The sequence below is a fragment of the Streptomyces sp. NPDC107575 genome (assembly GCF_055657265.1).
In genome coordinates, this window is sequence record NZ_JBVKBG010000005.1 from 928,838 (window position 1) to 952,581 (window position 23,744).

The 23,744-nt window shown below is 71.5% G+C and carries 19 protein-coding genes; 14 read left to right on the top strand and 5 right to left on the bottom strand.

Annotation, left to right across the window (positions count from 1 at the left end; all coding sequences use genetic code 11):
* Positions 1-2: 2 nt before the first annotated feature.
* Complete coding sequence (locus ACZ7L4_RS29015) at positions 3-1,199, bottom strand: FAD-dependent monooxygenase (RefSeq protein ID WP_472107162.1); 1,197 nt, start codon at positions 1,197-1,199, stop codon at positions 3-5.
* A gap of 197 nt (positions 1,200-1,396) precedes the next feature.
* Here ACZ7L4_RS29015 and ACZ7L4_RS29020 point away from each other — a divergent pair, with 197 nt between their 5' ends.
* Entirely contained in the window at positions 1,397-1,672 is a 276-nt protein-coding gene (locus ACZ7L4_RS29020; RefSeq protein WP_472107164.1) for a chaplin, read from the top strand.
* A gap of 65 nt (positions 1,673-1,737) precedes the next feature.
* Here the strand turns inward: ACZ7L4_RS29020 and ACZ7L4_RS29025 are convergent, their stop codons facing one another.
* Together ACZ7L4_RS29025 and ACZ7L4_RS29030 are read right to left on the bottom strand one after the other, a co-directional pair.
* On the bottom strand, positions 1,738-2,607 hold the full coding sequence (locus ACZ7L4_RS29025) for a tyrosinase family protein (RefSeq protein WP_472107166.1): 870 nt from the start codon (positions 2,605-2,607) through the stop codon (positions 1,738-1,740).
* Positions 2,608-2,611: 4 nt separating this feature from the next.
* Complete coding sequence (locus tag ACZ7L4_RS29030; protein ID WP_472107167.1) at positions 2,612-2,968, bottom strand: tyrosinase family oxidase copper chaperone; 357 nt, start codon at positions 2,966-2,968, stop codon at positions 2,612-2,614.
* 511 nt (positions 2,969-3,479) lie between these two features.
* On the opposite strand from ACZ7L4_RS29030, the gene ACZ7L4_RS29035 reads away from it, so the two are divergent.
* From ACZ7L4_RS29035 to ACZ7L4_RS29070, 8 genes are read left to right on the top strand one after another with little or no spacing between them, the layout of a single operon-like run.
* A complete protein-coding gene (locus tag ACZ7L4_RS29035) occupies positions 3,480-4,631 on the top strand; it encodes a glycosyltransferase family 4 protein (protein ID WP_472107169.1) in 1,152 nt (383 codons plus the stop codon).
* Positions 4,628-6,091 (top strand): exopolysaccharide biosynthesis polyprenyl glycosylphosphotransferase, encoded by a 1,464-nt coding sequence (locus tag ACZ7L4_RS29040; RefSeq protein WP_472107171.1) that lies wholly within the window; start codon positions 4,628-4,630, stop codon positions 6,089-6,091. Before ACZ7L4_RS29035 ends, ACZ7L4_RS29040 begins: the two co-directional genes overlap by 4 nt.
* Before the next feature lie 4 nt (positions 6,092-6,095).
* Positions 6,096-7,445 carry an O-antigen ligase family protein gene (locus ACZ7L4_RS29045; protein ID WP_472107173.1) on the top strand — a complete coding sequence of 450 codons (1,350 nt, stop codon included), beginning with the start codon at positions 6,096-6,098 and terminating at the stop codon, positions 7,443-7,445.
* Positions 7,442-9,097 (top strand): murein biosynthesis integral membrane protein MurJ, encoded by a 1,656-nt coding sequence (gene murJ / locus ACZ7L4_RS29050; RefSeq protein WP_472107175.1) that lies wholly within the window; start codon positions 7,442-7,444, stop codon positions 9,095-9,097. The genes ACZ7L4_RS29045 and murJ overlap by 4 nt, the downstream gene beginning before the upstream one ends.
* Positions 9,087-9,869 carry a polysaccharide deacetylase family protein gene (locus tag ACZ7L4_RS29055; RefSeq protein WP_472107177.1) on the top strand — a complete coding sequence of 261 codons (783 nt, stop codon included), beginning with the start codon at positions 9,087-9,089 and terminating at the stop codon, positions 9,867-9,869. The genes murJ and ACZ7L4_RS29055 overlap by 11 nt, the downstream gene beginning before the upstream one ends.
* Positions 9,866-11,011 carry a glycosyltransferase gene (locus ACZ7L4_RS29060; protein ID WP_472107178.1) on the top strand — a complete coding sequence of 382 codons (1,146 nt, stop codon included), beginning with the start codon at positions 9,866-9,868 and terminating at the stop codon, positions 11,009-11,011. The genes ACZ7L4_RS29055 and ACZ7L4_RS29060 overlap by 4 nt, the downstream gene beginning before the upstream one ends.
* Positions 11,008-11,682: a YveK family protein gene (locus tag ACZ7L4_RS29065; RefSeq protein ID WP_472107180.1), complete on the top strand. Its 675-nt coding sequence runs from the start codon at positions 11,008-11,010 to the stop codon at positions 11,680-11,682. Before ACZ7L4_RS29060 ends, ACZ7L4_RS29065 begins: the two co-directional genes overlap by 4 nt.
* Positions 11,682-12,827 (top strand): GNAT family N-acetyltransferase, encoded by a 1,146-nt coding sequence (locus ACZ7L4_RS29070; RefSeq protein ID WP_472107182.1) that lies wholly within the window; start codon positions 11,682-11,684, stop codon positions 12,825-12,827. Before ACZ7L4_RS29065 ends, ACZ7L4_RS29070 begins: the two co-directional genes overlap by 1 nt.
* A gap of 36 nt (positions 12,828-12,863) precedes the next feature.
* Here the strand turns inward: ACZ7L4_RS29070 and ACZ7L4_RS29075 are convergent, their stop codons facing one another.
* Both ACZ7L4_RS29075 and ACZ7L4_RS29080 read right to left on the bottom strand, forming a co-directional pair.
* Positions 12,864-14,246 carry a glycoside hydrolase family 26 protein gene (locus ACZ7L4_RS29075; RefSeq protein ID WP_472107184.1) on the bottom strand — a complete coding sequence of 461 codons (1,383 nt, stop codon included), beginning with the start codon at positions 14,244-14,246 and terminating at the stop codon, positions 12,864-12,866.
* A 410-nt stretch (positions 14,247-14,656) separates the two neighbouring features.
* Positions 14,657-14,995 carry a hypothetical protein gene (locus ACZ7L4_RS29080; protein ID WP_472107186.1) on the bottom strand — a complete coding sequence of 113 codons (339 nt, stop codon included), beginning with the start codon at positions 14,993-14,995 and terminating at the stop codon, positions 14,657-14,659.
* A 209-nt stretch (positions 14,996-15,204) separates the two neighbouring features.
* Here ACZ7L4_RS29080 and ACZ7L4_RS29085 point away from each other — a divergent pair, with 209 nt between their 5' ends.
* From ACZ7L4_RS29085 to ACZ7L4_RS29105, 5 genes are all read left to right on the top strand, one after another.
* The gene (locus ACZ7L4_RS29085) at positions 15,205-15,654 is read left to right on the top strand and encodes a hypothetical protein (protein WP_472107188.1); all 450 of its coding nucleotides are present in this window, start codon (positions 15,205-15,207) and stop codon (positions 15,652-15,654) included.
* A 146-nt stretch (positions 15,655-15,800) separates the two neighbouring features.
* On the top strand, positions 15,801-16,271 hold the full coding sequence (locus ACZ7L4_RS29090) for a hypothetical protein (RefSeq protein ID WP_450810993.1): 471 nt from the start codon (positions 15,801-15,803) through the stop codon (positions 16,269-16,271).
* 52 nt (positions 16,272-16,323) lie between these two features.
* Positions 16,324-16,635 (top strand): hypothetical protein, encoded by a 312-nt coding sequence (locus ACZ7L4_RS29095; RefSeq protein ID WP_472107189.1) that lies wholly within the window; start codon positions 16,324-16,326, stop codon positions 16,633-16,635.
* 140 nt (positions 16,636-16,775) lie between these two features.
* Positions 16,776-22,940, top strand: a complete 6,165-nt coding sequence (locus ACZ7L4_RS29100) for a toxin glutamine deamidase domain-containing protein (protein WP_472107386.1) — start codon at positions 16,776-16,778, stop codon at positions 22,938-22,940.
* Positions 22,933-23,733 carry a hypothetical protein gene (locus ACZ7L4_RS29105; RefSeq protein WP_472107191.1) on the top strand — a complete coding sequence of 267 codons (801 nt, stop codon included), beginning with the start codon at positions 22,933-22,935 and terminating at the stop codon, positions 23,731-23,733. Before ACZ7L4_RS29100 ends, ACZ7L4_RS29105 begins: the two co-directional genes overlap by 8 nt.
* Positions 23,734-23,744: the final 11 nt, after the last annotated feature.

Sequence of the window (23,744 nt, forward strand, 5' to 3'; positions counted from 1 at the left end):
CGTCACTTGTTCTGCAGGATGCGGGCGACGCGCGGGCCGAGCCAGCGCTTGAGGGAGCGCAGGGCCTGCGTGTGGTCGACCGCCCGGTCGACGCGGTAGTAGAGCTGGGCCGGCACGTACGGGAGCAGCGGCGAGTGGCGCTGTCCGAGCAGGGCGAACATCTGGTGCGGCTCCAGGTGGATGTAGCGCGTCAGGTTCTCGTACCAGTGCGCGCTGTGCCGGGCCGCGCTCTGCAGGGGCAGCAACTCCCGTCGGCGCTCGCGTTCGTAGCGGGCGAACGCCGTCGGGAGCGACCCCGGCTCACCCAGGGCGCGGGCCAGCGCCATGGCGTCCTGCATCGCCAGGGTCGTGCCGGCGCCGATGGAGTAGTGCGTGGTGTGGGCGGCGTCGCCGAGCAGGACCGTATTGCCGCGGGACCAGGTGCGGTTGGTGACGGTGCGGAACCGCTGCCACTGCGAGGGGCCGTCGGTGTCGGTGCGGCCGATGAGCGGATGCCCGCGCAGTACGTCGGCGAAGAGGCCTTCGAGGAGGTGCAGGGCGTCGGCCCGCTCCTTGGTGTCGAGGCCGAGCCCCGTCCAGGTGCCGGGTGCGCATTCGACGATGAAGGTGCTGTGCGTGCCGTCGTACCCGTAGGCGTAGCACCACAGCCAGCCGTGGTCCGTTTCGACGAAGGCGAAGGTGAAGGAGCGGAACACGCGTGTGGTGCCGAGCCAGATGAACCGGTTGTGCCCGAGTGCGGTCCGGGTGCCGAAGTCGTGTGCGTGCCGGTCGCGCAGGGTGCTGTGTGCTCCGTCCCCCGCCACGATCACGTCGCCCTCGAGGCCGGATCCCGGCCGCGGGACGGGGCTGCCGAAGCGGACGTCGACGCCGAGGGTGTCCGCCCGTTCGGCGAGGATCTCCAGCAGGCGGTGGCGGCCGATCGCGAAGCCCTCGTCGCCGTGGTGGGTGGTGACGCGGTCGCGGACGTGCGCCACGCCGTCCCGCCAGCGGACCGAATGCGCCTCGATGGCGCGCGCGGACACGTCGTCGTGCGCCGCGAGTTGGGTGAGCATGTCCGGCCAGTAGGTGACACCCCATCCGTAGGTCGAGCCGGCGGGGTTCTTCTCGTGGACGGTGATGTCCCGGCCGCGGTCCTGTCGTTTCAGGAGGATGGCCAGGTACAAGGACGCGGGCCCGCCGCCGACGCAGACCACCTGCATGGTGTGTTCCTCTCCGCCGCGGTCGCGGCGCTCCGTTCCGGGATGCGGTGGGGCCCGTGTTCACCTGTTGGGACCCAATTCCTCGGTTTTTTCGCGAAGTATCCGTGTATCAGCCGTGACCGTCCGTAGGGAACGCCGTTGTATGAGCCGACGGCTGCGATCACGCGGCCGCACCTGCAGAACAGAAGGAGAACGTGATGTCTCGCATCGCGAAGGCAGCCGCTGTGGCTGTCGGCACGGGCGCCGTGGTGCTCAGTGGCGCCGGTCTGGCCATGGCTGACGCGGGTGCTCAGGGCGCGGCCACCCACTCGCCGGGTGTCCTGTCGGGCAACCTGATCCAGGTTCCGATCCACATCCCGGTCAACGTCTGCGGCAACACCGTGAACGTCATCGGCGCGCTCAACCCGGCCTTCGGCAACACCTGCGTCAACGGCGACGAGGGTGACGAGGGTGACGGCGGCTACGGCGGCTGATCCTCGCCCGAACCCGACGACGGCCCCCGGCACCCCGTGCCGGGGGCCGTCGTTCGTGCCGACGCTCACGCGTACCGGTACAGCGACGCGTGGTCCAGCATGTCGCGCAGCGGGGTGTCCCACGGCGGCAGGGTGTCGTCCAGGGCCAGCACCCGGCCGTACTGCGACTCGCCGAGTGCGGGCGGCCGCGCGGGCAGATAGCGGGCCGCCTTCGGATGCCGCTGCCGCCACCGCGACCAGCACAGGTCGACGAAGGCGTGGTGGAGCCAGAAGACGGGGTCGTTGACCGAACCGGCGCCGAGCATGTGTCCGCCCACCCAGCGGTGCACCAGGTTGTGGTTGAACCAGGTGCGGCCGCCGCGCCGGGCGGGCCAGCCCTCGAACCGGTTGCGAAAGCCGCGCGGCGCCAGCGAGTTCCACGGCTGCACGTCGAACTCCGGCTCGTCCATGGCGTTCGCGAGCTCTCTCTTGGAGGGCAGGTCGACCGGGGACTGCGGTCGGCCGAAGTCCCGCATGAGGAAGTCCCCGTCGGTCACGGCCTCCGTGATTTTCCAGTGTCCGTGCCGGTACGCGAAGGGGCCCGACGTCACCCGGCGGTCGCCGCGGGCCCCGTTGCCTCCCAGGAAGTCGTCGCCCCACAGGGAGACGGCCGGTGTGCGGTCCACGGTCCAGTCCCAGTAGGGCACCGTGACACCCGGGTCCTTCTCCTGCAGGGCCTGCTCGAACTCCAGCAGGAACTTGCGGTGCCAGGGGAAGAACGACGGTGTCATGTGCGCCACGCGCAGCCCGCCGTCCCCGTCCCCCTTGTAGAAGTCGATGTGCATCCGCACGAACTCGTCGTAGCGGCCGGAGCGCTTGATGGCGAGCACCGCGTCCACGAAGCGCCGCTTCTGCGCCTTGGTGAGGGTGCGCTGGTTCTGACGTGTGTGCACCATGGCCTCACATCTCCTTGCCGTGGGCCCGCAGTTGCTGGTCGCCGAGCTCCGCCACGGCCCCCTTGGCCGCGTCCAGTGGAGTGGGGCAGGACGCGTAGTGGTCGACCATGCTCAGGTACGTGCCGTCGGCGCGGCGCATGAGGTGCAAGGGGCGGCCGTCGACGGTGACGTGCCAGGCGTCCGCCCCCGCAGGCTCGGGGCCCGGCAGCCGGGTGCCGACGATGCGGCGGCCCATGTACGTCTCGTCGAAGCCCTCGCCCTGGGGTTTGGGATCGTCGCGCGCGAGGGGCCGGACCCGCAGGACGGCGGCGGCGCTGCAGGCGGACCCGAGGAGGATCAGGCCCGCGCTGCGTCGGGTCACTGCGGGATGCCGTTTCAAGTTGGTCGAGATGGTCACATCACCAACATAACCATGCAGGCGTCGAAACTCGTCGTTTGACGCATTGTCGGAGGAAACCGGGAAGAGGCCCCCACGAATCAGCCGTGAACATGCCACACATTCGATTCCGATTTCACCGGAACAAATGTCCGACGCACGGAACATCGGTGCATGACGCACTAGTTGCGGACGGCACCTGACGGACAATCACCAGGCCACCGGGGTGCGCCACGACGCGTCGCCACTCGGCGGGTAAAAGTTTCACAACTCATACACAGTGGTGTATTAAGTGAAGTCGCATTCCGGTACCTTCACGAACGCCTCGTTCGAGGCGACTCCCACCACCCGAGCCGACGGGAAAGTACGACTTTCTCGAATTCGCCTGGCGCCGCACAGCATCGCGCTGCGGAGCGTCCATTCCTCCCGGAAAGGGAAGCAGGCCGTGCCCCATTCGAAAGGCTGTTTCCTGCGCCGCGGGACCGCGGTCGAATCCATGCAAGCGACGCCCGTGCCCCCGGCGCCGCACGTCCTCCACGTGACGCAACCCGCCGACGGCGGTGTGGCGCGCGTGGTGACCGACCTCGTGCGCGGGCAACGGGCCGCGGGACTGGCCGTGTCGGTGGCCTGCCCCGCCTCCGGCGGCCTGCGGCACGGCCTGGCCGGCCTCGGCTGCGAGGTCCTGGAGTGGGAGGCAACCAGGTCCCCGGGCCCGGGCCTGCTCCGCGAGGCGCGCACGCTCGCCGAGTTGGTGTCGCGCGTATGCCCCGATGTCGTCCACGCCCACAGCGCCAAGGCGGGTCTGGTCACCCGGCTCGTGGTGCGCGGCCGCATCCCCACCGTCTTCCAGCCGCACGCCTGGTCCTTCGAGGCGGTCGACGGCCTCGAGGCACGGCTGGCCCGCGCCTGGGAGCGGCGCGGAGCGCGCTGGGCCTCCCGGCTGCTCTGCGTCAGCGGCGCCGAGCAGCGCGTCGGCCGCGACCACGGGATCGAGGCCGCATGGCGGCTCGTGCCCAACGGCGTGGACCTGGAACGCTTTTGCCCGCGAGGTCCGTGCGAGCGCGAGCCTCCCGGACCCGCCCCCGGCGGACCGCTCGTCGTGTGCGTGGGGCGGCTGTGCCGGCAAAAGGGCCAGGACCTCCTGCTCGCGGCGTGGCCCGAGGTGTGCCGGACGGTGCCGGGGGCCCGCCTCGTCCTCGTGGGCGACGGGCCGGACGCGGCGCGGCTGCGGGCCACGGCGCCCGACCGGGTCACCTTCACCGGGGCGCTCGACGATCCGGCCGGCTGGTACCGGGCCGCGGACCTGGTGGTGCTGCCGTCCCGCTGGGAGGGCATGGCGCTCGCCCCACTGGAGGCGATGGCCTGCGGGAGCCCGGTGCTCGCCACGGACGTGGGCGGCGCCCGCGAGAGCCTGCCGCCGCGGCTGGCGCCCCGGTGTCTGATCCCACCGGACGATCCCCCGGCGCTGGCAAGGGCGTTGACGGATCTGCTGCGCGACGCCGAGGGCCTGCGCGCGCTGGGCGAGGACGGCCTGCGCCATGTGCGCGCGCACCACGACGTCCGGCGCACCGCCGCTGCGGTCGAGGACGTGTACCGAGAACTTCTGGGGCTGGAGAGCATCGAGTGCAGAGAGCCGATCACGACGTGAGCCGGGAACGAACCGTATCGTCGCCCGCCCGGCCACTGGCCGGGGACGACACGGGCGGCTCCGCCGTCGTCGTCACGCAGCGGGGGCCGCACACCGGCAGGGCCGTCCCGACCGGCGGCCCGGCACCGGGCGCGTACCGGCTGCTGCTGTTCGTGACGGACGGCGCGGCCGCCGCGATCGGCGCGCTCGTCCTGGCGCCCCTCCTGCAACGCCCCTGGCTGGTGGCCGGGTTCGTGCTGCTGGCCCTCGTCCTGTTCGCCGCCGCCGGTCTCTACCGGCTCGCCCATGAGCGGCACATGCTCGACGACTGCCCCGCACTCGTCGGCCGGGCCGCGGCCGCGTGGTGTGTCCTCACCGCCGCATGCGCGCTCCTGTCCCTCCTCCCGCGGATCCCGGGGCAGGACCTGGTCCTGGGGTGCGCCGCGCATGTCGTGTGCGCCCTGCTGGGGCGGGGGCTGGTCCACCGGTGGCGGCGGGCCGTCCTGGTGCGCCGGCCGTGCACGGCCCTTGTGGTGGGAAGCGAGCCGGCCGCCTCGCGCGTCGCCGCCGCGCTGCAGCGGCACCCGGCGTGCGGGATCCGTGTCGTGGGCATCGCCGGTGATGGCGTCGGACAGCAGCAGGACGGCGTCCCGTCGCCCCTGCCGGCACTGACGACCGTGGAGGACCTGCGGCGCGCGGTGATCCAGAACGATGTGCGGCGGGCGCTGTTACTGGGCAGCGCCGGTGCCGCCCAGCACCGGCCGTGGCTGCGCGCACTGGCCGAACTGCACTGCGACATCTGGGAGTTGGATCCCGAACCGTCGCCGTACGTGCCGCAGCTGCGCGAGCCGGGGACGTACCTGGCCGGGTTCCGCTGCCGCCCCCTCGTGGGCCCGCACCTGCCGCTGCCTCCCGGCAAGCGGGTGCTCGACGTGGTGGTCTCCGCGCTGCTGCTGGTGCCGGCCGCCCCGCTGCTGGCGGCGTGCGCGCTGTGGCTGCGGGTCAGCGAGGGACCCGGCGTCGTCTTCCGGCAGGAGCGCATCGGCAAGGACGGCCGACCGTTCACCCTGCTCAAGTTCCGCACCCACCGCCCGGCCGACCCGCTCGAGTCCGCGACGCGCTGGAGCGTCGCGGGCGACCAGCAGATGTCGTGGTTCTGCGGCTTCCTGCGCCGCACCTCGCTCGACGAACTGCTCCAGCTGTGGAACGTCTTCCGCGGCGACATGAGCCTGGTGGGACCGCGTCCCGAACGCCCCTACTTCGTCGGGCAGTTCAGCGAGGAGCACCCCGGCTACGGCGACCGGCACCGGATGCCGACCGGGATCACCGGGCTCGCCCAGATCAACGGACTGCGCGGCGACACCTCCATCGAGGACCGCTGCCGCTACGACAACGCGTACATCGCCGACTGGTCGCTGTGGCGGGACATCACGATCCTGCTGCGCACGGCCGGCGAGTTCTTCCGCCCGACGGGGAGCTGACGCCGTGACCGTTCTGCCTGCCGTCACCGGTCCGCACACCAGCCCCCTGGCCGCGGGGTGGCGGCACGTGCGCCGCGCCGGACCCGTGCTCCCCGTGCTGCTCCTGGTCGCCATGCTCGCCCTGCCCGTGGGCGCGGGCGAGGGCGACGGCGGCGGGGGCACGCCGGCCGACGCCGTCTCCGGACTCGTCGTCGCCCTCTGCGCCGTGAGGCTCACGCGCGGCCGGCGGCGCCCGCTGACCCGCACCGGGTTCGTCGTCCTGGCGCTGCCGGTGGTCGCCGTCGCGGTGGCCGCCCTCGGGGCCGCCTCCGCGGCCAACGCCTTGGAGGGGACAGCGCGTTACTACCAGATCCTCGTGCTGGTCCCGGCCGCCGTACTGCTGCTCGTACGCGACCGGGACGACTTCCGGCTGGTCGCCTGGGCGCTGGTGGCCCTCGCCCTGTGGCAGGGCGCGATCGGCGTCCACCAGTATCTGACCGGGACGGGCGCCTCGTACGCGGGGCAGGACATCCGGGCCGTCGGCACGTTCGGCGCCTCGGACGTGATGGGCATGTCCACCGTGGTGGCCTACGGGCTCGTCTGCGCGGTGGCCCTGGCCCTCGGCGGCCGGACGCCGCGCGTGCGGATCACGGCCCGGGTCTGCGCCCTGGCGCTCGTGGTGCCGCTGGCGCTCTCCTTCAGCCGCGGGGCCTGGATCGCCACGGCCGTCGTCTGCGTGCTGCAGATCGTGCTCGGCGGACTGCGCCGCGCCGTGCGGCTGTTGGCCGCCGCGCTCGCCGCGACGGTCGTCCTCGTCGGCGGCTTCGGCGTGGGAACGTCGATGCTGGAGGAGCGGCTGAGCAGCATCACGCAGGTCACCGCGGCGCCGGACCAGTCCGTCACGGACCGGTACACGATGTGGGCGGCGGCGATCGACATGTGGCAGGAACACCCGGCCACCGGGGTCGGGCTGAAGAACTTCCCCGCCTACCGCGACAGTCACGCCTCGATCGCCCTGTCCGCCGGGAGCGACGTGGCCGGCGCCGGCGCGGCCTACCACCGCCAGCCCCTGCTGTCGCCGCACAACATGTATCTGCTGGTGCTGAGCGAGCAGGGGCTGCTCGGGCTCACCGCCGTCGTGGGGTCCTGGGCCGCGCTCCTGGTGTGCGGCGCCCGTCGACTGGTCGCGGCGCACCGCCGGGGGCGCGGCCTGGACTGCGCGCTCATCGGCTGCGGGCTGCTCACCTGGCAGTTGGTCGACTTCGTCTACTCCGACATCGGGGGCCCGTCCACGGTGCTCACCTCCGTCGTGTTCGGCCTGGCCGCCTGGTGGGCCCTGTCGCCCGCGGCGTCCGGAACGGCGGGAGGCCGATGAGGCGCGTCCTGTCCGCCGGGCGGGGCCCGCTGTCCCGTGTGGTGCCGGCCCAGGCCGACGCGGGGCGCGGCAGCGACGGGCAGCGCACGTCCGGCACGTCCCTGGCCCGCTTCGCCCTGCTGACCGCCGGACTCTCGGCCGCCGGGTCGCTGCTCGGCCTGGGCCGCGACCAGGCGCTGGCCCAGCTGTTCGGGGCGGGCCCGCAGACGGACGCCTTCCTGGTGGCGTGGACCGTGCCCGAGGTGGCGACGACGCTGCTGATCGAGGACGGGCTGGCCTTCATGCTCGTGCCCGCCTTCAGCGCCGCGATCGCCGCACGCGCCGCGGCCGTACCCGACCCGCGGGCGCAGGACCCGGTACGGGCCCTGGTCTCCGGGTCGCTGCCCCGCCTCGCCCTGGCCTTCCTGGCGTGCTCCGTGCTCCTGATGGCCGGGGCGCGCCCCCTGGTAACCCTGCTCGCGCCCGGTCTGCCGGATCCGCAACTGGCCGTCGACTGCACCCGGTTGACCGCGACGTGTGTGCTGACGTTCGGTCTTGCGGGGTACTGCAGTGCCGCACTGCGCGCCCACGCCAGCTATCTGCCGCCCGCCGCCATCTACGTCGCGTACAACACGGGCATCATCGCCACCCTGCTGGTCCTTGCCGACCGCTGGGGGGTGCGCGCCGCGGCGGCGGGGGTGGCCGTGGGGGGCTGCCTGATGGTGCTCGTGCAGGCGCCGTCGCTGCGGCGGCGGCTGCGGGGCACGCGCCCGGGGGCCGCAGCGGAGAAGGCGGTGAAGGTGCCGGACAGGCGGTCGATCGACCTGACCATGGTCGCCGTCGTGCTGCTCTTCGCGCTGTGCCGGCAGTCGCAGGTCTTCATCGAGCGCTTCCTCGCCTCGTCCCTGCCGTCCGGGGCCATCTCCCAGCTCAACTACGCGCAGAAGGTCGCGCAGTTGCCGATGATGCTCTCCCTCATGCTGTGCACCGTCACCTTCCCCGTCGTGGCCAAGGCGCTGGCACGGGGAGACGTCGAGCAGGCCCGGGACCGTGTCGAACGCGACGTCGCGCTGGCGGCCTGCATCGTCCTGTCGGGCGCCGCCGTGGTGTTCGCCTGCGCCCCGCAGATCATCCACCTCCTGTTCCAGCACGGCGCGTTCACGGCCGCCGACACCGCCGCCACCGCGGCCGTGATGCGGGTCTACTCCCTGGGCCTGCTCGGGCACTGCCTGGTGGGGGCGCTCGTCCGCTCCTACTTCTCCGCAGGGCGCCCCACCTGGTACCCCGTGGCCTCGATGGCCGCGGGCATGCTCCTCACGGCCGGCGCCGGGGTGTGGTGGGTCGGTGTCTGGGGCGTCGGCGGCATCGCCGCGGCCAACGCGCTGGGCATCACGGCCACCGCCCTGCTGCTCCTGACCGCCATGGGCCGGCGCAGTGTGCCCGTCCGGATTCCCGTGGTGCTGCTCGAACTCGCCAAGACGCTGCTCGCGGCGGTGGCCGCCACGGCCGCCGGGCTGCTGTGCGCGGCCCGGTTCGAGCAGCCCCTGGGCTCCCTCACCGCCGGCTGCCTGGCCATCGGGGCCGTGTTCGGCCTCCTGCTGTGGGCCCTGAGGGTCCAGGCGTTCTCGCCCGCCGTCCGCCTCGCGACCAGAAAGCTCCGCCATGCACGCTGACTCACCGTTCCCGGAGACCTGCGGGGCCCGCCCGGGCGGGCCGCTGACCGGCAGGTACCCCTGGGTGGCGATGTACCACTCCGTGGACGACTCCCCCGACGATCCGTACAACGTCACCGTCACGCCGGAGCGCCTGCGCCAGCAGCTGAGCTGGCTGCGCTCGCGCGGACTGCGCGGGGTCGGCGTCGCCGAACTCCTCGCCGCCCGCAGGCGCGGCGCCGGGCGCGGCCTGGTCGGCCTGACCTTCGACGACGGCTACGGCGACTTCGTCGAGAACGCCCTGCCGCTGCTGAAGCACTACGGGTGCACGGCCACGGTCTTCGTCCTCGCCGGCCGGCTCGGCGGCGACAACGCGTGGGACGCGGACGGCCCGCGCAAGCCCCTGCTGACCGCGCAGGGCATCAGGGCGGCCGCGAAGGCCGGGATGGAGATCGGTTCGCACGGCCTGCTGCACGTCGACCTCACCCGCCTCGGCGAGCGGGAGCGGCGGGCCGAGATCCAGCGCAGCGGGGCACAGATCGCCGAGCTCACCGGCGGTACGGTGCACGGCTTCTGCTACCCGTACGGAAGCATCGACCGGGCGACGGTGGACGCGGTGCGCCGCGCGGGCTACCAGTACGGCTGCGCCGTCTCCCCGGGCCCGCTGGCCGGCATCCACGCCCTGCCCCGTGTGTTCGTCGGCCAGCGCGACACCCCCTGGCGGCTCGAACTCAAGCGCCGCATCCGCCCCGGCCGACGCCGTGCCCGCCAGGTCGAGGAGAGTGCCCGATGAAAGCCCTGCACATCATCACGGGCCTGGGGGCCGGAGGAGCGGAACAGCAACTGCGCCTGCTCCTGCGCCACTTGCCGGGCACGCACGACGTGCTGACCCTGACCAACCCCGGGCAGGTCGCCGCCGGGCTGCGCCAGGACGGGGTGCGCGTCGCCCACCTCGGCATGGCGGGCAACCGGGACGCGCGGGCACTGCCCCGCCTGACGCGCTTCATCCGTGACGGGCGCTACGACCTCGTCCACACCCACCTGTACCGGGCCTGCCTGTACGGGCGTCTCGCGGCGCGCCTCGCGGGGGTGCGGGCGGTGGTGGCCACCGAACACTCCCTGGGCGACGGCCAGATCGAGGGGCGCGCGCTGACACCGGGGGTGCGTGCCCTGTATCTGGCGGGCGAGCGACTCGGCCGCGCGACGATCGCCGTCTCCCCCGCGGTGGCCGATCGGCTGGGCCGGTGGGGCGTGGCGCGGCATCGGGTGCATGTCGTTCCGAACGGCGTCGACGTGCCCCGCTTCGCCTTCGACGCCGCGGCCCGCGCCGCCGCGCGCCGCGAACTCGGCCTGCCCGCCGACGCGTTCGTGATCGGCGGCGTCGGTCGCCTCGTCGCGGGCAAGCGGTTCGACGTACTGATCGACGCGCTGCGCAAGCTGCCCGGCGACGTACACCTGCTGCTCGTCGGCACCGGGCCCGAGGAGCAGGCGCTGCGGCAGGCGGCGCTGCGGGCGGGCGTGCGCGACCGCCTCGTCCTCGCCGGGGAGCGCCCGCACACCGCCACGTCCGGGTCCGCGGTCGACCTGCCGGCCCTGCTGTCCGCGATGGACGTGCTGGCCTCCCCGTCGAGTGACGAGGCGTTCGGCCTGGCCGTGGTGGAGGCGCAGTCCTGCGGGCTGCCCGTGCTCTACGTCACCAGCCCGGCCCTCGACGACCTGCCCGCGGGGATCAGGGCGCGCGCCGTGCGGCTCCCCTGCGCCCCCGCCGCGTTCGTCCGCGCGGTCACCGCGATCCGCGCCGAACCGGCGCTCCCCAGGCCGCCGTCGCCGGCCGCCCTCCACTACGACATCGCCCGCAGCGCCGCCCTGCACCACGAGGTGTACGCGACGGCCCTGGGCGGCACCGACATCAAGGCCTCAGGAGTGCTGACGTGAAGACCGAATCCGACGTGAAGACCGCGACCGCACCGGACGCCGCCCCCTCCCGGACGCCGTTCGCCCGGGTCACCGCCGCGCGGAGGCTGCCGCGGTGGTGGCCGCTGCCCCTGGGCCTCGCGGCCGGGGCACTGGCCGGCGGCGTGTACGGCGCGGTGAGCACGCCGCAGTACACGGCGACGAGCTATGTGATCGCCGTACCCACCAAGCAGTCCGACCCGATGTCCGCGCTCGGCTTCGCCCAGGCATACAGCAGGGTGGCCACGCAGGTCGCGGTGCTGGCCGACGCCCAGGAGCGCGCGGGTGTGTCCGTCCGGGACCTGAAGTCGCGGGTGCGCGCCGAGACCTCGCCGGACGCGCCCATGGTCGCTCTGTCGGCGTCGGCTGCCGATCCCGCGCAGGCCAAGAAGCTGGCCGACGCCGTCGCCCGCGCCCTCACCAGCAGCGCGACCGACGCCAAGTCCGACACCCACGTGAAACTCCTGCGCTTCACCAAGGCGGCGGAGCCGACCGAGCCCTCGACGCCCTCCACCGGGCTGACCACGCTCGTGGGCGGGTGTGCGGGCGGGCTGCTTGGCGGGCTCGTGCTGCTGGTCCGGCCGCGCCGCGAGCCGGGCGCGGCCACGGTCCCGGCTCCTGCCACGGCGGCCGGAGCGCGGGGTGGCGCCTGATGACACAGGCAGGGCCCGAGCCCGTCGTCACGGTGTGCACGGACACCGCCGATTTCGAGTCCCTGCGCGAGGAGTGGCACCGCCTGCACCGGTCCTCACCGACCGCGACCCCCTTCCAGAGCCACGCCTGGCTGCACTCGTGGTGGCTCTCCTACGGGCGCGGCTGCCGGCTGCGCATCGTCCTTGTCCGCCGGGGCGGCCGGCTCGTCGCGGCGGCCCCGCTGATGCTGCGCCCGCTCCCCTTCCCCGTGCTGACGCCGCTCGGAACGGGCATCTCCGACTTCGGCGACGTACTCGTCGACGAAGCGGACACCGGATCGGCCCCGTCCGCCGTCAAAGCCCTGGGCGCGGGGCTGTGGAGGCTGGCCAGGGGCGCGGTGCTCGACCTCCGGGAGGTGCGGCCGGGCAGTGTCCTGGGTGCGCTGTACGACGACTGGCCCGGCCCGCGCCGCCGTTACGACGACTCGGCGTGCCTGGAGCTGCCCGCGCTACCGATGGACGAGCTGGTGCGGCGCCTGCCGCGGCCCACGGCGCAGCGCGCGCGGGCCAAGATGCGCAAGCTGGACGCCGCCGGGATCGAACGCCGGGTCGTGCCCGCGGCGGAGGCCGGCCCCTCGGTGCACCGGCTGCTCGAACTGCACCAACTCCAGTGGCAGGGCCGCAAGGTGACCGCCGAGCACACCACCCCGCGCTTCGCCGAGCACCTGTCCCGCTCGGCCGCGCTGATGGCCGGGACGGGCGACGCGGTGGTCACAGAGTTCACCCTCGACGGCAACCTCGTGGCCGCCGACCTGACCCTCGTGTCACCACGGCTCGCGGGCGGCTATCTCTACGGCGCCCACCCACGCCTGCGGGAACACAAGGTCGACGTGGCGACGATGCTGCTGCGCTCGTACGCCGAGCACCTCCGGGAGGCCTCGCGGTCCGAGGTCCTGAGCCTGCTGCGCGGCACCGAGCCCTACAAGCTGCACTGGAGACCCGAGCAACTCGTCAACCAGCGGCTCCTGTTGGCGCGACCGAGCTCCGCGCCCCAGCTGGCCGCGCTCGTCGCCGGGATCCGGGCCCGCGGCGGCGCGAAGCGGGTGCGGGACGGGTGGCGGGAGCGGGCCACCGCCCGGCGCGAACGCGGTGGCGGCCGGGCCTGAGGGCCGGGGCCGCCACCGTCACGCGGTCGGACTGACCTACGAACTCCGGTCCCACCAGTCGAACCGGACGCACACCGTGCCGCCGAGCCAGCGCTCGACCCAGTCACCCAGCCGGATCGGGTGACACTTCGGCTCCGGCTTCGGCTGTTGCACGGGGGCCGCGGGCTTCGTCGGGGTGGCCGGCTTGGTCGGTGTGCTCGGGGCGGTCGGCTTCGTCGGGGTGGCGGGCTGCGTGGGCACGATCGCCGTGTCGCGTCCGGTCAGCGTGGACCGGTAGACCTTCGAGGCCTTCGGATTCTCGTCGCACTGCCACACACCGTGCGGGCAGTAGTCCGTCAGGGTGTTGTAGAGCGGCTTGTGCTTGTCCATCCAGGCGAGCATGCGCCGCATGTACTCGGGATTGTCGCCGTTGCGGAACAGCCCCCACTCCGGGTAGGAGAGCGGCTTGCCGTGCTCCTTGGCGAAGTCGACCTGCTTCTGCAGTCCGTAGGGCTCGGACACCTGCTCGTCGAAGGACTTGCCCTCCGGCTGGTCGTAGGAGTCCATTCCGACGATGTCGACCACGTCGTCGCCCGGGTAGCAGTCGGTCCACGGCACCGCGTCCCGGCCGCGGCTCGGCGTGAAGTCGAAGCGGAACTTCTGCCCGGGCACGGAGCGCATCGTCGTCACGATCCGGGTCCAGTACTTCTTCCACGCCGCCGGGTCGGGTCCGCAGCGGTGCGTGTAGGTGATGCCGTTCATCTCCCAGCCGAGCACCACGACGGTGTCGGGCACCTTCAGGTCGACCAGGCGCTCGGCGAGGACCTTGAAGTGCGCGTCGAAGTCACCGGCCGCGCCGCGGCGCAGCAGGGTGCGCACCTCCGCGTCGGGCACGCGTGCCTCGTTGCGCTCCAGCATGGGCACGTTGAGCACGAAGAGCCTGTCGTCGCCCGCTCTGCGCCACTTGGCCCAGCTGTCGAGGAACGTCGGCGCGCCCTCGATGTTGCTCCACCGGTCGCCCGGCAAATAGGTGTGCCCCACGCGCACGTCGGCCCCGCCGAGCCAGTCCGACAGCTTCGTCATCCGGGTCACGCCCTGGGGCCCGTAGTCCAGGTAGGCGCCGAAGGCGGAGAACTCGTCCTTGGTGTCGTCCGTGCCGGAGGCGGACGGGCTCGGGCTGACGCTCGGGCTCGCGCTCGTGCTCGTGCTCGGAGAGGCGGACGCGCTCGGGGGCGGGCTGGGGGTGGAGGAGGCCTTGGGGCTGTCCGAGGCGGCGGGAGGCGGGTCCGCCGAGCCGGACGGGCTCGGGCCGTTGCGCGGAGTGGCGTCCGCGCGTTCGATGGACACCGGCCCGGACGCGACCACCAGCGGGATCAGAACGCCCGCCGAAATCAGCGAGAATCGTCTTCGATTGCTCCATCGAGGTCTGTTGCCGGCCATGACTTCTCCTTAGTTCCGCACGTCCTCCATTCCTGACAATCAGTCATACGAACGCGCACGGCGCCATTCGTGAGCCGCCCGATGACGCCCGTCCGTCACCCTCATGGATCAGCCGCTGCGGCCCCGTCCCACGGTGGCTCTTGCCGGTCATGCGGCTGCGTGGTCGACGGAGAGGACCACGCGTACACCCCGCGCCGCATTTTGGAGTGACACTGCGGGCGAACGGGTGAACACGCTCCTCGCGGCGGGCGCGACGGTGGTCCACTGGACCCCGGCATGAGAGTGCCGCGCTGCCTCCCTCCCAGCCGTCGGCTTCACGCCGCGAGGGAGGCAGCTGCCAGGCGGCCCGGCCGTGGGCGACAGCGCCTCGTCAAGGAAGCGGGGGCGTCCGCACCGGCCAAGGCGCCGCACTAGCCGCCTGCGGACGCGCCCGACGCCGGCGCACCGTCCGGCGAGGTCCAGAGGGTTACGGTCGGCCCGTAGGAACCGTCCTCCTCATCGCTGACGTGGACGGTGATGCCGCGCCCCGGGTAGCGCCTGGACAGCACTCCCTGCCAGCACTCCCCCAACGCCAGGGCCAGTTGAGGCAGCTCCTCCCCGAACCGGTCGTCGTCCGTCAGCGGGGTGTTGATGAACGTGTCCCACAACTCCACGTGGTTGACAACGGATTCAATGCGTCGGCGGTCGTCACCCAGCTTCGACAACCAGTCGTCGACGGTGGTCCGGACGAACCGGTCCTTGAGGAACACGCACCCGCGGTACTCGACCTCCGGTACATGCTCCCGTGCTCCCGTAGCGGCACGGAACCGGAGCACCGCGAAGAGGGCGCGTACGGGGATGGGTTGACGGGGCAAACGGTCGGCTCGGTAGGCTCGTCAACCAGTGCGGCGGGCCGCGATCAGTGCGCAAGCCGCGTTCGGTGTGTGGGAAGGGCCCTTCGGGCTCGGAGGGGGAACTCATGGCCAACAGGCAGGGAAACGGGCCGGGAAGCGGGCCGGGGTCGAACGATCGGGAGATCGACGACTCGGAACTGATGGACGTCGCGCAGGATCCTGAGCAGGCCGAAAGCCTCCACAAGGCGCTGCGCACGCTGGCCCACAACCCCAATGTGCACGGTCCGCTCCAGGAGATGGCCCAGGGCATCCTGTCGGGTCGGCTGGGCATGACCGACGCCATCAAGGACGAGCGCTACATGGGGGCGCTGGGCGACCGCATGACCGAGATCCGGAACGCCGCCGAGTCGCAGACCATGCAGGACCGCGAGGCCGAGCGCGGAAAGCGCGAGGAGTGGGAGCGCAAGCGGGACGAGGAAGCACAGAAGGAGCGCGAGGAGCGCGACGGCCCTTCGACCAACCTGTTCACCGGTTCCAAGAAGCGGGGCCAGGGCGGCGGCGGCCACCGGGGGTGACCCCCGGTCTTGGCCTGGTCTTGGAACAACACTGTGACGCCCGGAGGTTGAGGGCTTGTCAGTCCCTTTGGGTACTCTGGAACAGACATGAGGCGGACGCGAACCGGTGGCGCTGTGCGGCCGGTTGGTGAAACGGGGGCGTGGTCATGGGTGACGGATTCAGGAGCAGTCCGGAGACACTGAGGGTCGAGGGGAAGAACTTCTCCGACATCGGCAGGGAGTTCTACCAGGCGACCGCCAGGCTGAGGAGCGGCCTGGCAGCGCAGGGCGACGGCGGGGGCGGCGGAGGCGAAGCGCCGAAGGACACGTCGTTCGCGAGTGTCGCCCAGGACGCCTGGAAGGGCATGACCACCTTCAGCGACAAGCAGGGCACCCCGCCCTGGGGCGACGACGAGCTCGGCGAGAAGTTCGGCGTGGTCTACGAGGGCCTGCGCGACGGCATGACGGACTCGATGGACCACTTGGCCACGAAGCTCAACGAGATCGGCAAGGCGTTGGAGCGGATGGCGAAGAACCACGAGGAGAACGAGGACTTCAACGAGGCTCTGGTCAAGGAGCAGACGCCGGAGAACCAGTTCGGCGGCGAGGTCCACGTCCTGAAGTCCGTGAGCAAGTAGCACGGCTCGCGGTCCCCCTGCCCCGCCTCACCTCACCCACAGGAGCAAGTCCGTGTCACAGCCCGGCACGCCACCACCGGTGCAGCCCGTCCCCACCACCGCCGAGGAGGCCCTCGCCGCCGCCCGGTCCCGGTTCGAAGTGCTGGACCCGGCGGGGAACCCGGCGCCGCTGCACGTGGCGGAGTTCGACATCGGCTTCCTCGTCCATGCGGTCATGCCCCCGCCGCCGCCCGGCACCCAGGCGCCCCTGGGCGGCAGCCACATGGTGATCTCCAAGGCCGACGGGGCCGTCACGTACGTCCCCAACTTTCCGCCGGACTCGGCGATCGACCTCTACCGCAGCATGCGCCGCAGCAGCGGCTGAGGCGCCCGCAAGCGGGCCCGGGCCACTTCGCGGGCCTTTGACCCTTCCGTCGACGGTGCGGCGGAAGGGACCGGCCGGCCCACAAGGCCGGGACAACACGATATGCATGGCGACAACGGGGGTCTTTCGTCGTGGCTTTGATGCTGCCGAACGGGCTTGAGTGGCTTCTCGAGATGTGTGGCTTCGACTGGCCCACAGGCGACGAAGACAAGATGATGGAGTGCGCCAACACCTGGCGCCAGTTCGCCGCCGATGTGACGGACCTCCAGTCCCGCGGCCTGATGGCGGCCGGCAACGTTCTCGCCGAGAACGCCGGTGACTCCATCGACGGGTTCAACAAGACCTGGGAGAAGTTCGCCGGCGGCTCCGGCTACTTCGACGACGCCCGCCAGGGCGCCGAGCTGATCGCCGTCTGCATGGACGCCGCGGCCATGCTCATCATCGGGCTGAAGATCGCGGTGATCGCCCAGTTGGTCATCCTCGCGGTCGAGATCGCCGCGGCGCAGGCCGCCGCACCGTTCACCCTGGGCCTGTCCGAGATCGGCGCGATGGGCGCGGCCGCCGCCACGCGCATGATCCTGCGCAAACTCCTCAAGGAGATAGCCCAACAGATCCTGCAAGCGGTGCTGGAGACCGCGAAGGAACCCTTCGTCTCCGCACTCGAAGCCATGATCTCCGACGTCGTCGCCCAGACCGTCGAGCAGAACTTCGGCAAGCAGTCGGGCTACGACCTCGGTCGCACCGCCAAGACGGGTTACGAAGAGGGCAAGAGCGCCCTGGAGAACTCGGGGTCCACCTTCGGCGAGTCCCTGCGTGACGGCGCCGGCTCGCGCGCGGGGCACGGCGCGCGACACGGACTGACCGGTGGCGGGCACGAGGGCGGCGACGGATCGTCGAGCGCCGGCGGTGACGGCTCGTCGAGTTCCGACAGCGGTGGTTCGTCGAGTTCGGGTGGATCCTCGTCGGGCTCGGGAGGTTCGTCGTCGGGGACCGGTGGTTCGTCGTCGGGCGGCAACTCCTCGTCGGGAGACGGGAGTTCATCCAGCGGCTCGTCTGGCTCGTCCACCTCGGGGGCGGGCGACGGCGGTTCGCCGGGCGGCTCCTCCACCGGTTCCGACAGTTCGCCGAGTTCGAGCAGTGGGGACTCCGGGCGCAGGGCACCGGACATCGGTGGTTCTTCGCCGTCGTCTTCGGGTGGCGGTTCGGACACGTCCGCGGCGAGCTCGCCCTCCTCTTCCCCGAGTACGGCGCCGAGCGGCGGCACGGACGGCGCCGACAGCTCGTCGTCCTCGCCCGCGCCGAGCCGTGGCTCCGATCCGCCCAGTCCGTTCGACGTGGGTACGCAGGCGTACCAGGACAGCATCAGTCAGCCGTCGGGCGGCGACGCGTCCACGCCGGGCGCCGCTCCGGACTCGTCCACGCCGTCCGCCGCGTCGCCGGACATCCAAGGTGGGCCGGCTCCGGACAACACCCCGGACTACGCCCGGCCGGACAGCACACCGGACGCCCCTCCGAGCACGCCCCCGGGCAACGAGCCGTCCCTGTCCTCCGACCCTTCGCCCGGGGAGGGCACGTCCCCGTCCCCGGATGTCAGTACGTCCCCGACGCCGGACACCACTCCGGAGGGCGCTGCCCCGAGCCGGCCGGAGGGCGCCGACACCCCCAGCCCGGGCCAGGGCGCTTCGATCCCGGACCAACGCGGTCCCGAGCCCACGCCGTCCACGCCGCCCGAGGGCGCGCCGACCCCGGCTCCCGACACCTCAAGGCCCGACCCCGGTGTGCACCAGGTCGACCCCGACTCGGTCTCCACCATGCCCGCGCACGCCCAGGGCCCCACGCCGGGCGACTCCGGCGACGGCACCAACAACGACAACCAGGGCCAGGGCACCGGCAGCGGCCGCATCCCGAGCGGAGGCATGCCCGGCAACACTCCTGCCTCCCACGCCAGTCCCGGCCAGGGCCACGCGCCCACGCATGCCACCCCGACACCGCACGACCCGAACGACCCGGACGGCATCGACCTCATGGGCGGCGCCGCCACGGCGGCACCCCCGGCCCCTCATGCGCAGTCCGGTGACGCGGGCGTCCCGCAGCAGGCGGCCCAGTCCTCCGCGGCGCCTTCGACGGCGACCCCGGGTGCCATGCCGCCGCCGACGGCCGGCCCCATCCCGACGCAGGCCCCGGCGGCGGGCGGCCCTACGACCACTCCGCGGGCGAGCACGCCCAGCGCCACGACGCCGCGTACGGAACAGCCGGGCACCCGGCCCACGACGCCGTCCCGGGACAACGGGCACAACGGCCCGGCAACGACGCCGCGCCGTGAGACACCGCGCACGGAGACGCCGAGCCGCCCGACCACGTCGCCGCGCGGCGACCGTCCGACGGACCACCAGTCGCCGGCCCAGTCCCCCACGCCCACTCCGAACGACCAGGGGATGCCGGCTCAGAACAACCAACAGCCGGACAACCACCAGCCGAACACCCCGCAGCCGGACGCCAACAACCAGACGCCGGACCAGAGCCAGACGCCCGACAACAACCAGACACCCGACCAGAGCCAGCAGCAGCCCACCGCGCCTCCGCCCCCACCCCAGGCGGACAACCTGTCGGACATCCGTGGCGACCTGAACATCCCGCACGAGGGCCTGACCACCCCCGACCCGGCCCACCAGCAGGACCTCGAGAACGCCCACCCGACCAACCCCGACGGCACCCCGCAGGTGTTCGCGGACCCGCGCCAAGGAAACTGGGCCGGTCTCCAGAACGACGGCGGCCCCGGCGTGCCCGGCCGGTCCAACAACTGCGCCGACTGCACCCGTTCGTTCCTCGAGACATGGTTCGGCCGTCCGACGGTGTCCGCCCCGCGCACCCTGGACACCAATCCGGACGGCAGCCTGAACACCTTCTCGGCGGAGCGCAACTCGGTCGACAATCAGGCGCGTTGGGCCGGCGCCCCCAGCACGTACGCGGGCAGCGACCACCCCAACCCGTACGCGCGAATATCCCACGAGCTGACGCAGGCAGGTCACGGCTCGGCCGCCATGATCGCCGTCAACTGGCCCGGCGGTGGCGGCCACGCCTTCGCCGCGGTCAACCACAACGGCCAGGTCCTGTTCGTCGACCCGCAAACGGGCGTCGTCAGCGAGACCCCGATCCACCAGAGCGCCAAGGACGTCTTCTACACCCCGCTGGACGCCGACCGGAACCCGATCACCCCGTACTTCCTCACGCCGTCGACGCCTCAGCCGTCGACGGAGAACACCGAAACCCCGGACACGAACACCACCTCGGGCACCGACACCTCGACGCCCGCTCCCCAGTCGTCCGACCCGCCCCCGGACCAGGCGTCCGAGCCCACCACGAACCCGGACTCGGACACGCCCCAGCAGCCGGAAGCCACGGACGACACGGACCACCAGGGCACGCAGGAGAACCCGAACTCCGATCCCGCGCAGGATTCCCAGAACTCCCAGGACTCCACCGACAGCGACACCGACGACGCACAGACCCCGAACGACGGCACCGACCAGGACCAGGACTCATCGGAGCCGACACAGGCACCGACACCGTCCACGGCGACCCGCCCCTCCGGCCCCCCGGACGGCTACGACGACCCCACGGACGCCGACAACCGCGCCCAGCAGGAACGATTCCCGCGCAACGAGGACGGCTCGTTCCAACAGGCCCCCGATCCGCGCGAGGGCTCCTGGCTGGGGGACATCCGCGGCCAGAACCCCGACGACTCCGGCCGCGACGTCAACTGCCCCGACGGAGCCCTGGCGTTCGCCGACTCGTACGCCGGCAACCCCACGGTCGCCGCCCGCCGCAGCCCGAACGAGGACGGCACCCCGGCGGACACCCCCGAGCCGGGCGGCCGCGACCGTATCGAGAACACCCTGGGCGCCGAGTTCGACGACTTCGGCGACGGCCCCGACGCGTACAACAACCTGGAGACCACCCTCCTCAACGAGGGCCACGGCTCACAGGCCGTGATCATCACCCAGAACGCGGACGGCCGCGCCCACGCCTGGAACGTGGTCAACCACAACGGCCAGATCGTCTACGCGGACCCGCAGACGGGCCGGAGCAGCACCACTCCGCTGCACAGCGGCAACAACGGCGTCTTCGCGATCCCCTTGGACGCCAATCGCCGCCCTGTCGACACCGCCAACCGGCCCGCAGGTCACACTCAGATCCCGGCTTCCCCGGCATCCACCGCCCGCACGACATCGCAGGCCCCCTCGGGCACGACTGGTCCTTCGGACAGCCAACGCAGTGCCGAAGCAACTCGCGCGCAGCGAAACCAGAGCCTCCCCAGCCGGGAGGCCAAGAACGAGCAGCATGCGAACCTCCCTCCGGACCAATCACAGCAGGACCTCCGCGAGAAGCACCCGGTGCGACGCATTGATCTGCTACCGGTCCAGCAGCAGATGCGTGCCTGGGCCCAGCCTCAGGGCGATGGTTCGTCCCCCTTGCACGGTCTGTTGCAAGAGTCCATGGAACGGCGGCGGCAGCATGTAGAGGCCGCACTGTCTGTCCGTGACGCCAAGCAGGCGCTGGACGACGCCAAGAAGGAAGCCGCCCGTGCTAAGCAGGCACTGAAGAAAGCTGATCCTTCGGAGCAGGCGGAGGCCAAACAGCGACTGGCCGACGCCAAGAATGCCCAGAAGCAGGCGGCCCAACAACACAAAGATGCGTTGCAGGCGCACCGCGACAACAACGCGATGCCGCGGACGAACTTCACGGACAGCGATCTCCGCCGCCACCTCGACCCGGCATGGTCACAAATGAACGACGGCGACCGCTATGCAGCACTCGCGACCCTGGCACGAATGAGTCACTCGTTCCACGCGAACAACGCCGTGGGCTCAAGCCCGGAGCCTGCCCCTCGAAGCGACCCGTACGCCACAGCCCCGCCCAAGAAGAGGCAGAGGACGGACCCGGCTCACGATCATCACGAGTCCGTGGCCTCCACGCGACGTGAGGCCACGGCTCGCCCCAAGGTCAACGTCCCACAGGACCTCGGGGATCTGTTGGACGCGACGGAACGCAACTCCCCGGACTTCTCCGACAAGAACTACGCGGTGGTGGAGGTCGTCGACGAGCACGGCGAAAGCCACTTCATCATCGACTCCTCGGTGCCGGCCGCCGGAGACGCCGTGCGCCCACGGCACTCAGAAAGCCACATCCTTGAGTCCATCCACCAACTCAACGATGGCCGGGCAGCTGAAGGACGTCCCCCATACAAGGTCGCCGGCTTGTACACCGAGCGAGAACCCTGCGGTGAGCGCAAGAACAACTCCGGACATGCGGACTGCTCCGAGACCATCCGCAAGTCAACCGCCATGAACGGCGTGCCCGTGTACTACAGCACGACGTACCGGGTCGACCCTCAGCGCGACCAGTTGCTCCAGCAGGAGCGCGCCGCCCGACAGCAGGAGGGCATGACCGAAGCCCAGGCGAAGAAGGCGACGGAAGGTTACAAGACCCCCAACCGTCTACTCATGGACGCGGAAATCCACCAGCATGTGGACTTCATTCGCAATTTTGTCCAAAGCCTGTCGGACCAGAACCAGAACGAAGACCAGGGCTCAACCCCACCCCAGGCGCCTGACGAGACGACACCGCCCGCCCAGGAACCACCGTCGGGCTCGTCGAACCCCAACAAGCCCGATGCCCCCGACCGCACACCGCCACCGGACCCGGCCGGGGCGGACCGCAGGCCCCCGGCGGACCCGGCCGGCACCGGTGAACCGAGGCCCGGCCTCGTCCGGCAAGACGATGACTTCCACTCCGAGATGAACAGTCGAGGACAACGCAAGTCGCACATCAACTCGGAGGGAGACCTGGTCCCGGCAAACCCGCACGGCACTGCGAGCGTCGTCGATCACGTAGTGGGCCGCGACCCGGCGAAGTCGGACAGCCCATACACTTCCTTGAGTTCGGAAGGTGCCAACGCGAAGGCATTCGGGTCGAATCGCATTCGCATCGACCTGGACCGGCTGGAGCAGGACATTGCCGCCGGCCGCGTCCAAAACGTCGAGGTCTACTCCCCCGACAAGGTCCAGAGCATCATCCAGGAGAACGCCGACAAGATCGCCGGCAAACCTGTGGACCTGACGGTGCCGCCTGGGACCAACAAGGCGCAAGCCCAGGAAATGGCGCGAGCGCAGGGCCTGAGCAACGCGAAGGCCAAGAGGGTTGCGCAACGTATGATCGATATGATGAACACGCGACGCGATGAAGAGTGGCTCATCAAGGGCGTCGTTCCGCATGATTACATTGAGGGGTCGCTCGGTGCCTGACTTCGTTAAAGGAACAGGAGCAGACGGGTTCGAGGCACTGCTGGGAACGGACTTCGAGGGCCGGCCCACCAATGATCTTGAGGACGTGATCTACGAAGCTCTCGACGACCCCCGCCATCGTGAACGCGTGCCCGGGCTCACTGCCCTCCTCCAGGACACGACGGCCCAAGACCGCGAGCGCTTCCTGTCCTGCGTCGCCCTGACCACCTGGGCCGAACCGGCCGGGTACGCGGCCGTGATCGAAGCCGCCCAGGACCCCAAACTGGCGCCCTGGTACGACCTGCTCATCGACCGCAAATTCTCGGTGGACAACACCTTCGCCCAATTGGCTCTCGCCGTGGGCGACAGTGATGTTCTCGCTGGCGAGAAGGGCACCTGGGCCCAACGCACCGAGGCCTTCCGGTGTTTGATCGGGATCGCGGACAGCGAGTACTTCGACGAGAAGCTCGGGGATCAATTGGACGCCCCGACAGCCGCAACCCTGATTTCACCGATTCGCACGGTAGTGGCGCACGGCGTGGCGGCTCTCGCAGCAGGGAAGCCACGGAAGTTCGACCTGCCGACCCAACTTGTGGACCTAGCGGCCTCCCTGGCACCCGTGGACGCGGCAACCGCGGTCACACTGGCGACCGACGTGCTTGCACAGGAGGCACATCCACGCACTCTCCTGCACGCGGTGTCCATCGTCCAGCGCTCACACACCCCGGAAGCACGCGCTTTCGCCGAGTATCTGTCAATGAGCGGCGACGACCGAGTACGGGCATCCGTCCAGGAAGCCATCCGCACGCATTAGTCGGCCTGGCC